The 13568-nt window shown below is 28.6% G+C and carries 14 protein-coding genes; 4 read left to right on the top strand and 10 right to left on the bottom strand.

Annotated elements, in window-relative coordinates; genetic code table 11:
• Nucleotides 1-6: 6 nt before the first annotated feature.
• From AALI31_RS00890 to AALI31_RS00875, 4 genes are all read right to left on the bottom strand, one after another.
• Nucleotides 7-495, bottom strand: a complete 489-nt coding sequence (locus AALI31_RS00890) for a V-type ATP synthase subunit K (RefSeq protein ID WP_489884643.1) — start codon at nucleotides 493-495, stop codon at nucleotides 7-9.
• Between the two features lie 30 nt (nucleotides 496-525).
• On the bottom strand, nucleotides 526-2511 hold the full coding sequence (locus AALI31_RS00885; RefSeq protein ID WP_489884642.1) for a V-type ATP synthase subunit I: 1986 nt from the start codon (nucleotides 2509-2511) through the stop codon (nucleotides 526-528).
• Nucleotides 2502-2822 (bottom strand): hypothetical protein, encoded by a 321-nt coding sequence (locus AALI31_RS00880; protein WP_489884641.1) that lies wholly within the window; start codon nucleotides 2820-2822, stop codon nucleotides 2502-2504. Before AALI31_RS00880 ends, AALI31_RS00885 begins: the two co-directional genes overlap by 10 nt.
• 223 nt (nucleotides 2823-3045) lie before the next feature.
• Complete coding sequence (locus AALI31_RS00875; protein WP_489884640.1) at nucleotides 3046-3762, bottom strand: zinc dependent phospholipase C family protein; 717 nt, start codon at nucleotides 3760-3762, stop codon at nucleotides 3046-3048.
• Between the two features lie 376 nt (nucleotides 3763-4138).
• On the opposite strand from AALI31_RS00875, the gene spoVB reads away from it, so the two are divergent.
• Nucleotides 4139-5662 carry a stage V sporulation protein B gene (gene spoVB / locus AALI31_RS00870; RefSeq protein WP_489884639.1) on the top strand — a complete coding sequence of 508 codons (1524 nt, stop codon included), beginning with the start codon at nucleotides 4139-4141 and terminating at the stop codon, nucleotides 5660-5662.
• 15 nt (nucleotides 5663-5677) lie between these two features.
• On the opposite strand, the gene AALI31_RS00865 is transcribed toward spoVB, so the two are convergent.
• From AALI31_RS00865 to AALI31_RS00850, 4 genes are all read right to left on the bottom strand, one after another.
• Nucleotides 5678-7306, bottom strand: coding sequence for a putative polysaccharide biosynthesis protein (locus AALI31_RS00865; RefSeq protein ID WP_489884638.1), 1629 nt, complete (start codon nucleotides 7304-7306; stop codon nucleotides 5678-5680).
• The gene (locus tag AALI31_RS00860) at nucleotides 7307-8299 is read right to left on the bottom strand and encodes a pseudouridine synthase (RefSeq protein WP_489884637.1); all 993 of its coding nucleotides are present in this window, start codon (nucleotides 8297-8299) and stop codon (nucleotides 7307-7309) included.
• 13 nt (nucleotides 8300-8312) lie between these two features.
• Nucleotides 8313-9497 (bottom strand): M20 metallopeptidase family protein, encoded by a 1185-nt coding sequence (locus tag AALI31_RS00855; protein ID WP_489884636.1) that lies wholly within the window; start codon nucleotides 9495-9497, stop codon nucleotides 8313-8315.
• Between the two features lie 121 nt (nucleotides 9498-9618).
• The gene (locus AALI31_RS00850; RefSeq protein WP_489884635.1) at nucleotides 9619-9783 is read right to left on the bottom strand and encodes a hypothetical protein; all 165 of its coding nucleotides are present in this window, start codon (nucleotides 9781-9783) and stop codon (nucleotides 9619-9621) included.
• A 119-nt stretch (nucleotides 9784-9902) separates the two neighbouring features.
• Between AALI31_RS00850 and AALI31_RS00845 the strand changes: the two genes are divergently transcribed.
• From AALI31_RS00845 to AALI31_RS00835, 3 genes are all read left to right on the top strand, one after another.
• Nucleotides 9903-10817 carry a DUF5685 family protein gene (locus AALI31_RS00845; protein ID WP_489884634.1) on the top strand — a complete coding sequence of 305 codons (915 nt, stop codon included), beginning with the start codon at nucleotides 9903-9905 and terminating at the stop codon, nucleotides 10815-10817.
• Nucleotides 10810-11388, top strand: a complete 579-nt coding sequence (locus tag AALI31_RS00840; RefSeq protein ID WP_489884633.1) for a tetratricopeptide repeat protein — start codon at nucleotides 10810-10812, stop codon at nucleotides 11386-11388. The genes AALI31_RS00845 and AALI31_RS00840 overlap by 8 nt, the downstream gene beginning before the upstream one ends.
• Nucleotides 11389-11947: 559 nt before the next feature.
• Nucleotides 11948-12382, top strand: a complete 435-nt coding sequence (locus AALI31_RS00835) for a Fur family transcriptional regulator (RefSeq protein ID WP_489884632.1) — start codon at nucleotides 11948-11950, stop codon at nucleotides 12380-12382.
• A gap of 167 nt (nucleotides 12383-12549) precedes the next feature.
• Here the strand turns inward: AALI31_RS00835 and AALI31_RS00830 are convergent, their stop codons facing one another.
• Nucleotides 12550-12948 (bottom strand): hypothetical protein, encoded by a 399-nt coding sequence (locus tag AALI31_RS00830; protein WP_489884631.1) that lies wholly within the window; start codon nucleotides 12946-12948, stop codon nucleotides 12550-12552.
• A 98-nt stretch (nucleotides 12949-13046) separates the two neighbouring features.
• The gene (locus tag AALI31_RS00825) at nucleotides 13047-13556 is read right to left on the bottom strand and encodes a hypothetical protein (protein WP_489884630.1); all 510 of its coding nucleotides are present in this window, start codon (nucleotides 13554-13556) and stop codon (nucleotides 13047-13049) included.
• Between the last annotated feature and the right edge of the window lie 12 nt (nucleotides 13557-13568).

Raw genomic sequence — 13568 nt, 5'->3', positions numbered from 1 at the left:
TCCAAACTAACTAAAGAATAAAACCATAAACAATGAAGCAACAAATCCCAATACAGCATATGTTTCAACAAGAGTAGCATATATTACACCTTTAGTAGTATGTTTCGGATTTTTTGCTAAAATTTGTATAGCTGATGCACAAACTTTCCCCTGTGCTATTCCCGAAAACAATCCTGTCAAAGCTATAGGTAACCCTGCCATAAAAAATCTAAGCCCTTGAAATACTTGCGGAAACTGACCATTAAAAACACCTGCATTCAAGAATATTAGTAATCCTATAACGAATCCAAATAGCCCCTGCGTACCTGGTAAAGCTGTTAATAAAATAGTCTGACCAAATTTTTCAGGCTCCTCTGACAAAAGACCTGCAGACGCCTGACCCGCAATAGAAACCCCCCTAGCTGAGCCTATACCTGATAACCCAACAGCCAAAGCTGCCCCTAACAAAGCCCATGCTAAACCACCATATTGTACTAAAAAATCCGAAAAAGTCATTTAAAAATTCCTCCTAAACATAATAATTTTTTATTTTTTTATTCGCACATATTGATCTGTATACCTAAAAGGAGAGAACTTACGTCCACCTCCGGTATAAAATTTACCAAAAAATTCTAAATACTGCAATCTAGCGGAATGAACATAAGTTCCCAACGCATTTATACCTAAATTAAACAAATGTAAAGGTATAAGTATAATCGGAGTAATTACTAGATTCAATGGAAACGGTATTAATCCACCCATTATATTAAAAGCGTTAGCTATAAATCCTGATGCAAGTCCAAGCGCTAACAAACGAGAATACGAAATTATATCCCCTAGATATCCCGTAATACCATATACACCATATACACCCCCTCCTATTTTACCAGCTATGCCCTTAGACTCCCTTCCTTGAGTAAACAATAATATCAATATTCCTAATACAATTAAAACTGCAACAATAAAATTGCTCGCACCATTTATTAAAGTTTGGAGTGCAAATATTAAAACACCGCTAAGTATAAGAAGCCAAGGAACAACATCATACAAAACGTCAACTAGCTTTCCATTTTTTAAATACACAATTACTTTCATAATTAACCCTAAAACTAAATGTACAAAACCAAACCCAACTGAAATAGCAAATATAGTCATAATATTCGTATTGACATCCAATACAACTGGAACATTTAAGCCGAAATACCTTTGCAATAAATCACCAAAATATGCCCCATACAATATGCCCCATACAATAGTTGAAACACCCGTAATTATAAATAATCTATATGTCGTTTTTCTAAGTTCTGTTTTCGATTTTACATATAAAAATACAGAAGCCAGCGTAATTAAGATACCATATCCAGCATCAGCAAGCATCATACCAAAAAACACTATAAAAAATACAGATATAGCAGGTGTAGGATCAATCTCACTATATGTAGGATAACTATACATTTCAACTACTCCTTCAAGGGATGATGAAATCAACCCATTGGAAAGTTTTATAGGCACATCTGCAGAATCTTTTAAATCAATTTCATTAATTTCCAAGTAAAAATTCGAATCTATAATATTAAATAAACGTTGCTTAAGTTCATTAACTTTATTTTCTTCAACATACCCCCTACATACCAAAACAGAATCACTCTCTAAAAACTTTTTATAAACTTCATTTTTATATACATTTGAATTAAAGTACTCGTATGACAATTGCAAATCAACATATCTAGAACAGTAACTCTTTATCTGATTAATTAATTTTTCCTTTTTATCTATGATATACTTTATCTTATCCCTTAAAGTATCTATGTAGCATGAAACACTCTGATCATAAGAAAATTCCTGGAAATTAAATCCCTTAATCTTCAAAAAATCTACTACGTCTTGTTTTATATCATTGTGGACAATTATGCTAAAAAAAGAATCTTGTTGATTGGAGTGTACCACATGCACACTAGATAATTTAAAATCAACTTCAAATTTATCCAATACATCGATCTCAAATTGCCTAGATATACTCCCAAATATGGATGTTACATACCTTAAATCCTTATATTCACCAATACTTCCTCCTATATTTTCCCAGTTCCTACTCGTATCCATGTCGGAAATACACTTCGCATAATCAGATTCAAGAGAAGTAATTTCAGAATGCAGTTCCCCCAATTTTGCATATATGGTATCAACTTCATCCAAATTAATACTATCTCTAAGTTTACTATACCTTATCTCCAATTTATCATCAGTTAATGAGCTAATCAACGATTGCTTAGCAACATAAGGTCGAAGAACATCTAAGCAATACTTCATTTTATTTAACCCCTGCTCATATAAAACATCAGTTTCATCCAATTTTGTATATTTAAACTTTTCGAAATATTTATAAAAATCTGGATCCACGTTTTCCTGAGCAATATACTCATCGAAATCTCTAAACTCCAAACTTCCAAAAGATTGAAATTCATCTAAAACCTTAAGTCTATCTTTTTTCAAAAAATACAAACAGAATCGGTTCATTTTAACTATTGCCATATATTAATAACCCTCTCGACAACATTTTTTACACCTTGTCTCTTCCTTTCATCAGATATTTTCAAAATTTCATCGATAATAGTTTTCGACTTGTCTTCCAAGGATTTAGCAACAGCATTACCCTCATCCTCATAACTAGATACTACCCGTCTATATTGCTCATCAGCGGCCACAACTATCCGATCGTATTCCGAGTTTGCCTTATCTAAAGCACTATTAAATATACTTTTACTTTCCTCTTTGGAATTTTCTAAAATTAAATCTGCCTTTTCTTCAGCTTTTTTTATTTCTTTTACAACATTGATATCCATAAAATCATCACCTCAATTTTATAAATTAAGATTAAAATCTAAAATAAAAATAATTAATCTTCTTTCGTATTTTTACTTAATTTTTTTAAAACTCACTAAATCAACCCCACACATTTAAGTAATTATACAATACAAGAATCAAAAATACAAACATAACTCCATATTATTATAACCTATAAAACAAAAGCTATCCTAAATTTAATTTCAATTTAGGATATCTTCATTAATATAATTCTTCACTATTTTTAAGGACCTTTTCATAAAAATGAATCAAAAACCCTGCACTTGTTTCATGAGCTTGACGTATTATCTTAGATGCTATACTCATGTATCTTTCTTCTTTGTCAGATATACTTTTATACTGATCACTTACCTCTTTAGAAAATACAATATTTTTTATTATATAATCTTCTACTTTGTCAAATTTTTTAACTCCAGTCTCTATCTTAAAACTACCCTCTTCATATATTTTAGATATAATCCAAAGCTCAAATCCTCTGTGTTCATTAAACAAATCAACACTACCATGTTGTGGAACTGTAGAATCCTGTATTAAATGTAAACATACTCCTACGTAAAACATACACCTTTCAATATAATTTTTATCTAGGTAATACATAGCCGTCCTATAATATTTTTTAAATTCATTTAAAAGATTTGAGAATCCGTACAATCCTCGTAACGTTTCCACATTATAAAAATGATTGGCACTTTTACAATCTAAATCCGCCCAAACAACACCATCATTTATAAAATTTAAATATTTCTTCATAAATATGCTTACATCGTACAAACTCTCATTATTTAAAATTTTAATCACGTTAATGTTTATAAATTTATGAGTCATACAATGTGTTTTCATCAACAATTTCTTTATAGGATTTATTATAACCATTACCTTCTTTACGGCCTTACCGTAAGTCAATTCGACTCTTCCCATTTAAATCTCCTTATTATAAAAATTATAACATAATATATTTTTAAAATATGCAAACATACATTGTAAAAATATACAAATATTTTCACCAAAAATATTCACAACAATTAGTTGAATTATAACAAATAATATATAAAATCTCAATTTTATAACTATAAAAACCTACTTTTAGTAAATTTGAAAATATTTCCAAACAAACATAAAAATAAAACTTACCACTAATCATATATACTTTTCTAGAAATATATCTTAATTACTTAGTATAACTTCTTCACTATTTATTACGAATTATATTTAAAAACATTAATAGAATTAACAAGAATAAAATTTTTTACTAAAGAATACCTTTAAATATACCATTTCTATAGGAGGAAAAGTTTTGCAAAAAGAAAATTTTTATAAAAAATCTTTTATCTTAAGTTCATCGAATATATTAACTGGGATACTAGGCTTTATTTTTTCAATAATTCTATCAAAAGAATTAGGTGCTGAAGCTCTTGGTTTATATGGTCTACTCATGCCTATATATAACTTTTTTATTTGTCTTATGTGTGGTGGAATATTAACATCTATATCTAGAATTATAGCAATTTACTTCGATAATAAACACTTTAATAAGGCACACTTAACCATAAGAATATCCATAATATTTAACTTAATTTGGTCTATTATAATAGCTACACTAGTATATACTTTATCACCATCAATAGCTTCTTTGGTAATAAAAGATACACGTGTAATAACTGCAATAAAAATAATTTGCCCTGCCATGCTATTCATTTCTATTTCAAATATTTTAAAAGGGTATTTTTATGGAACATCTCAAATTAATGTGCCATCTATAATAGATATTTTAGAAAAATTTATAAGGATTTTAGTATTAATAATGATCATAAAAATTTTTAAACTTAATACTGTAGAATCAACAGTTACTGCTGCGTACATATCGATCTGTGTAGGTGAATTTCTAAGTTATGTATTTCTGCATTCCTATTATAAAAAAGTTAAATATAAAACTGCTAAATTATCACAGCTTAAACAAAATACAGCTAGCAATAAAAGTTTATTATTTGATATGTTGAAAATTGCATTTCCTCTTTGTATAAATGGACTCATAACAACATTAATATCCTCTATTACAACACTACTAGTACCAAGACGACTTATAAAAGCAGGTTTCAATTACTCACAAGCATTATCTACAATAGGAAAATTTAATGGAATGGCTCTTAATATAGTACTCTTTCCGGTGATAGTAATAAGTTCAATCTCCACATTATTAATCCCTGATCTATCTAAGTCCATTAGTAAAAATAAAATCCTCTTAGCAGAAAAAAGAATACGGGAAGTTATAAAAATATCTTTTATCCTTGGTCTTGCTACGGTAGTTATATGTTTTGTAATACCCGATGAACTATCCTATATGTTCTTTAAAAGAACTGATCTAGGATCATATATATGGTTTGCAAGTCTTATAACACCATTATTTTTTATGTCACTTACAACCTACAGCATATTAAATGGATTGGGAAAACAAAAAAAAATCCTTACCCACTCTCTCATATGTTCTGTAGTGGAAATAATAGTTATATATATATTTACTGGAATTTCACAAATTAATATCTTAAGCTATGCAATAGCCATAATGATAGATTCTTTCCTCTCTGTTGTATTAAATTTAAAAGAAATAAAGAAAACTGTTAAAATTCAATCGGAAATTCCAAAATACATAATTTATATACTTTTAGGAATACTACTGATTTTAGTATTATATTTAATCAAATCATATATACCTCCTAAGTTTGAGCTCTTACAGAATTTATTAATAATATTCTCTGGATTTAGTATTTTTGGAGTAACAATTATAAGAGATATAAGAAAACGTCCATTTTCATTCAGATAAAGATAATGAGTAAGTTTAATTAAAAAACTTACTCATTATTCTTTTTGGTATTCTATTTACAAAACTGGAAGGCATAAATTCTAAATCAACTTTTCGTATATATCTTAAAAAAATTATCAAAACAAAATATATAGTGCATCCTAGCAATAATGATGAAATAAAAGAGACATAAACTCCAAAACTAAACCCTCCTAAAATATGACAAAAAACCTTATATGATAAATTTACAATAAGTCCCATGATCAAAGCTGCTAAAATAGGCTTAAACACATTTATAAACACTTTATTCTCTATGTTTATATACTTATTTATCATGATATTATTAATACTCATAGACACTAAAAAACATAAAATACTACCTATAACAGCTCCATTTATATTTATGAATGGAATACCTACTAAAAAATAATTGCTTAATAATTTTACAAAAACACCAAGTAACAAACTAAAAAATACATGATAAAACTTATTTATCCCTTGTAGTATTGTAGTTTGAATCTGAACAACGGCCATAAATATGACGAGGGTAGATCCATAAGACATCAATGTATATCCATCGATGTAATTCACTGAAAATAAAATAGAATATATAGGTTCGCTTAAAACAGATAAACCAACGCACGCAGGTATCGATATAAGAAAAGCAACCTTAAGTGCAAACTCTATTTTATTGTGTAAATCCCTCTTATCATCTAAAACTACCGATCTAACAATCTCGGGTATAATAGATGCGGACAAAGCTGCAATAAATGCGAGTGGAACATATATTAAGGTTTTATACTTACCCAAAAGTCCATATAAAATATCACTTGTTGCATAATCAAACCCTGCATAAAGAAGCCTGTTTTTTACAAGTGCCAAATCAATTACAGCTCCAACATACTGTATACCTGAAGTCAAAATAACTGGTATTCCATATCTTAAAAACGTTCTTATTATGTTATACGTAGATACCATATTTCTTCGCTCTAATTCGCAACTTAGATATGGTACATCACCACTAATATTATAAATTACTTTTTCCCTCTTTGAAACATAAAACAAGAAAACTATTGCAATAACAGCACCTATAGTAGTACCTACTGTACCACCAGCGGCTCCTAGTTCTAAATTATACTCAACCAACACTACTGCACAAGATATACTCACAAATATATTGAATACTTGTTCTACTACCTGAGATACAGCTACTGGAACCATATTAGATATACCTTGAAAAAAACCTCTATATGCAGCCAATATGGAAGTAAAAAATATCGTTGGAGACAAAAATAATATTGCCAAATAAGATCTACTGCTACCTACCAAATCAGCCACTACTTCAGACATAAAAAACAGAATAAACGTACTTACCAATCCAATAAAAAACAAAATTTTCTTGCCTACGTAAAATACTTTAAGTACATTTTGGTACTGGTTTAGTGCCATAAACTCTGCTATTTGCTTAGCAATAGCTATCTGCATCCCAGAATTCGTTATAACATAAATCAAACTGAATATATCATAGGAAGCTAAGTATATACCATATCCTTCATCACCTAATATTCTTATGATAATCGGCACATAAAGAAGAGACATAAGTTTTACGATAATGCCTGCTATAGACAGTGCTATGAAACTCTTACCTGTTGACTGTTCTTTCATTTACCTTCCTCTAACCATAATTCTAAATTCCTGTTTTACCATTTTCTTGAATTGCGGTGTAAATGGCATTATTACAACTTTATTATTTAAATAATTCATATCCATATTTCTATCTATTCCATTAAAGATAAGTTTATATGCAAATAATACCTGATTTTCCACTTTATATTTATTAAAAAAATAATTAGATAAATCTCTATTCCCATATTTAGGATCACCCACCAAAGGATTCCCTAAAAATTCAAAATGACTCCTTATCTGATGACTCCTACCCGTTATTAATTTAATATCAACCAAACTAACAACACCATTAGTGTCTATAGTGCTTACTTCCATTTCTATGTACTTTGAATCCTTTACCTCATATCTTGTAACGGTGGATTTATTAGTTTTGATATCCTTTCTTATATATGCTTTATACAATCCATCATTAATCCTACCTTCTATCAAAGCTCGATAATATTTTGAAATTCTTCTATTTCTCATCAAATAATTTAATTCTTTTAAAGCAATTCCATTTTTACCAAAAATAACAAGTCCACATGTATTTCTATCCAACCTATTTACAGGGGATGGAGAAAATACGAGATCCCTTCCCGGAATATATTCACCTTTCTTAAACAAATATGTTTTCACATTTTTTGTTAAATCATTCAAACCATAATCACCATTTGAATGCACGATACTGTCAACATCTTTAATGACAACTAAAATATTAGAGTCTTCAAAACATATTCGAGGCTTTAAGTAGTCCTCAACACTAAAATCAAAACTTTTTTTACCAATTGATTCATAATGATATCCAAAAATTTTTACAATATCATTTTCAACTAACTTATAATGTATTTCTTGCTTTTTACCATTAACTTTAATATTACCTTTTCTGATATCTTTAAAAATGACACTAAGTTGGACATCTTTAAATAATTTTCTTAAAAATTTATCAAGTCTTTGTCCCTTTTCATTAACTCCAATTAAAATTTCTTGCTTCATAATCCCACCTGAGTTAATTATTGTTTAAATAGTTGAATGCCACAGCACTTTGAAGTGCTGCTCCAAATATTAATCCATCTTCATCAAGATCAAATAAGCTTCCATGTGCAGGATGAACGATACCTTTTGATACATTTCTTGTACCAAGAAAATAAAAAACAGCCGGAACTTTTTGAGAAAAATAAGCAAAACTCTCTACTCCCATTGAAGGATTTATATCCATAATAACGTTATCTTTTCCTAAAATACCCCTAAATACATTCTCACTAAAGGAAACCATGTCATCATCATTACAAAGACAAGGATAACCATTAAAAATTTCAATTTCAGTCCTAACTCTCATTGCTTCTCCAATACTGTTACAAATTTTCGTCAATCTTTCAATCATATACTCCCTATCTTCCGCAGTCATAGATCTAATTACTCCCTCAAGTAATACTTCCTCCGGAATTATGTTTGGAGCAGTTCCTCCTATAAACTTCCCAATTGTTATAACAGACGGATTATGTGGAGTTATTTCACGACTTACAATTGTTTGTAACGCATTCACTATGTTACAGGCTGCAACTATAGGATCAACTGAGTTTTCTGGATGTGCACCGTGACCACCTTTACCTTTTACAACTATTTTAAAAGGATTAGATGCTGCGTTAACAACACCATATTTTAGACCAACATATCCTGAATTTATCAACTCTGAAACATGTAACCCCACTATTGCATCAACCTTTGGATTTTGCAAAACACCCTCATCGATCATAAATCTTGCTCCTCCAATAGTTTCTTCAGCAGGTTCAAAAATGAGTTTCACGATCCCTTTAAAATTATTTTTATATTTATTAAGAATTTTAGCCGCTCCCATTAGCACAGCCATATGTCCATCATGACCACACGCATGCATCTTTCCTTCTATTTTAGAACAATATTCCACATTTTTTCTATCATCAAGAGGTAATGCATCTATATCTGACCTAAGGGCTATAACTGGTCCGCTTCCATTTCCCTTTATAATACCTACAACCCCTGTTTTACAAATAACTTTATTCTCAATTTCTAAAGAATCCAAATATTCTTTTATTTTCCTCGACGTATTAAATTCCTCAAAACCTACTTCAGGATTCTGATGAAAATGCCTTCTATTTAAAATTATCTCTTCCTTTATTAGATTTGCTTCCTTTAAAAAATCTATATTAACCAAACTACCAACCCCTAAAAACCATCTATTTACTTAGATAATATTACATTATTTGTATAATTTTATCTATAAAAAATCTAAGTATTTAAAATCTGAAATACTTAGACTATTATAAGTATGTATATTAATTATTTACAGCCTCTCTTTTCACATCAGAATAACTTTTACCCTTGAATATCTGTGCAAAAGGACAATCTCCTACGGGATCCTCTTTATCCTTATTGTAATAAGCACATTCTTTAAAACATTCAATTATTTCTGATGAAGTCGATAAGAAATAACATTCCATAAGAACCCTCCAAAATAAAAATTTATCATAACTTAACTTTTTTACATAAATTTTTAACTTAATAGCTATATTTTATGCTATACTCTTAAATAAAAAATACTTAAGAGGTATTATAAATAATGTTTGGATATATGCAGCCCTTTAAACCTGACCTTAAGATAAAGCATTACACTACTTTTAAAAGTTACTACTGTAGTTTATGTCATGAAATAAAGAAAAACTATGGAAACATACCAAGAATCGCATTAAATCTTGATACAACTTTCATGTCAATAATACTCGATGGACTTTCCATAACCAATTACGATATTCAGAAAAAAATTTGCATTCTACACCCAACTGAAAAAAAACTTATAATGAAATCTAATCCTAGTATAACTTATGCTAGCCATATAACAATGATTTTAACACATAATAAGATAATTGACGATATTAATGATGAAAATAATTTATTTTTAAAGGCTATTCTACCAATTTTTAATAAGTACATGAAAAAGTTGCCTCATAATCTAAATCCTCTAATTAAAATTATAAAAAATGGGCTTGAAGATTTAAAAAAATTAGAAGCTTCAAGAAAAAATTTTTCAATAGATGAGTTTGCTCATCCATTTGCAAATATAGTTAAAAATATATTCGGTTTTTATCTAGAAATAAATAATTCTGATAAAAATCATCTAATCTACATAGAAAATATAGGATACAATTTAGGAAAATGGATTTATATAATTGACGCATTTGATGACATAGAGAAGGATTTTAAAAATAAATCTTTTAACCCCATATTGAATTTAGATAACTTACAATTTGACTATAGAAGTGACATTTTAGAATTCAAAAATCGCATACGCAACAAATTTTCATCATTGCTCACACATATAAATTATGTTTGCCTAAATAACCTAAATAAAATAAAGATAAGTAAAAATTATAGTTTAATTGAAAATATATTGCAATTAGGAATGCCATTTAAACTCGATAAAGTACTGAATAATCCTCAGTGTTCAAATAGAAAGGAAGTATTGTTAAATGAGTAAAAAATACTTTGATATCCTTGGCCTCAATGAAAATGCAACTTTTGATGAAGTTGTATTAGCTCATAAAAATTTGGTAAATAATCTTAATAATCAGCTAGACAATTCAAACTTAAATCATGAAGAAATAAATAAGAGAATTTCTGAAATAAATAGTGCTTACGATTATTTAGCAAACAATATATTTCAATTACATAATAATGAGCAATTTATGCTACAAAATATAAGGAATCTTATAAATGCAAACCTGTTAGAGGAAGCTAGAGAGAAAATATGGAAAATAAAGAATAGAAATGCGGAATGGAATTACTTAGTTGGACAAATTTACTATAAGGAAGGCTGGTATGATAAGAGTCATAGTCATTTTGAAATTGCATACAACTTAGAACCAACCAATATTGAGTATAGTCAAGCATATGAGTCATTTAGAAATTCTAATAATCAATTCAGAAAAACTTACTCAAAAAGGACTATGTCTGAATCCAATTCTGGTTGTTGCAATATGTGCTGTACGCTTCTTTGCATGGATGCGTGCTGTGAAAGCGTTGGTTGTGATTTTATTTCATGTTGTTAACTAATAGAACAAAAGATTTAAATAAACTAACAAAAGGTGCTGTGTTATGCTCCACGACTGTAATTTTATTCGTGCTATGCAAAATATTAACCTTTATAGATGTTACCTTATTATCAATATCATCGTGTATTATGTGTCTGTCCATAATAAAAATAGGTGCAAGAAGCTCTGTCTTAGTCTTAATATCATCAACAATCGTTTCTGCAATACTCGGTCTTATAGAATACTCGCTAATATATTTTCTGTTTTTTGGAATATATCCTTTACTTAAATATTTTATAGAATTCTTTAAAAATGTAGTAATAGAATTCTTTTTAAAAATACTTTACTTCAATTCTTTAATTTTTTTATCATTTTTTATATACTCAAGAGCAATTTTGCCAATTTTCATATATGTTCCCATGTCTTTTTTGATTATATTTTATGACTTGATTTTGACTAAATTTATTCAAGATATTTACGATAATGCCCTTATTGATAAACTATAGTGTATATTTTTGACATTTAATAACACTTATTATATAATTACGATAGTTATTATTTACAAGAGGGTAGTTTTATGGTTGATAATAAAAGAATAGATACAATTATAGAAGTATTCAGAAAGAATAACTTAAAGTTAACTCTGCAGAGAATGAATATATATTCTTACTTAATGTCAACGTCCGAACATCCCACTGTAGAAAGGATTTACACAAATATAAAGAAAACTATTCCAACTATAAGCCTTGCAACTGTATATAAAAATCTAAATACTCTTGTGACATCAGGTCTTGTAAGATCTATAAATGTTTGTGAAGAAAATTTCAGATACGATGCAAATATGGATTTGCATGCTCATCTTAAGTGTGTGAACTGTAATAATATAGAAGATTTATATCTCGATACTGCTACAACAGATTCACTCCTTAGCAAACCCTATTGTGTAAATAGTTTTGACGTATTTTTATATGGTGTTTGTGCTCGTTGCAAAAGTACCAGTTTAAGCATTTAAAAATATCTAAAAAGAGGCAGCTTATTTTTACAAATAAGCTGCCTAACTTAAGGGGGATTCGTGGAGAAAAAATTTTTTTATCTCCATTTATTTTACAGTATTCCAAATATCGTATTAAATATACATATTTTAAAAATAATTCTAAATTTTGATTCAAAATTACTACATTACTTTTCTTTATTAATATCATCTATATAAAACTGTATAAACCTATCTACTACACTTCCAAATTCATTTCCCAAAATTGGTTTCAAAGAGTTCAAAAAATTGAGTATTATTTCACTATCGTAAACATTTATATTTTCTATGCTTTTATTAGTATTTGGGATATCAATATCACCAAAACTATTAATGTCAATTCCATTATACATAAAAGATATTATATTATTTAACTTTCCTAAATCTATATAATTTAATAAACCTAATATGTTATTTAAATTTGCATTATTTTTAAACATACTTTGATAATTATTATGGTATTCTCTACATAAATCCTCGTCTTTTTTTTGTTGATTTTCAAAATAAATACCATCATTTATTTTATAAGTTTTTTTACGTTTTGACATTTAAAAACTCCTAATATATTTTAGGAGGGTAACTCAATTTGAATACCCTCCTAATAAAATCTTAACTCATTATCTAAAGTTAAATATTATAAAATCATTTATTCTGGTGAAATATTTCCACAACCTCTAGGCTGAGAACAACACATATTGCAATCATTTGGCCTTCCACCTAATAGAGCAAGCAATATCAGTATAGTCCACAAATCTATTCCATTTCTATTCCCCATTCCTCCAGCAGGTATTATATTCATAGTTGTAGGATATTGCATTCCCAAAAATGGTTGAGCAACTTGGTAAGTTGATACAGGCACTTCCATATACGCTTGCTTAACTTTTCGGGTCCTATACTTTAAATTTGAGTCAGAAAAATGTGAAGATGTCTGAGTTACAAATTGACCACAGTTATTATTAGGATAACAAGTTAAATTCCCTCCAGAAAAATTATTTTGATTACCTGTTCCTAATCCTGCTAGAAGTAATAATGGCCATATACTATGCCCACACCCCCTATTATTCCCATTAAATCCATTATTAGGATTATTAAAGTTACATCCACAATTTGTACCACACGTTCCATTAATTTGGTTCATAAAATTCATAAAATCCATACTATTTAGTCC

This window comes from Anisomitus miae (SeqCode) (assembly GCF_054906395.1).
The sequence above is the reverse complement of the archived record's forward strand: the minus strand, read 5'-3'. Positions and strand labels throughout refer to the sequence as shown.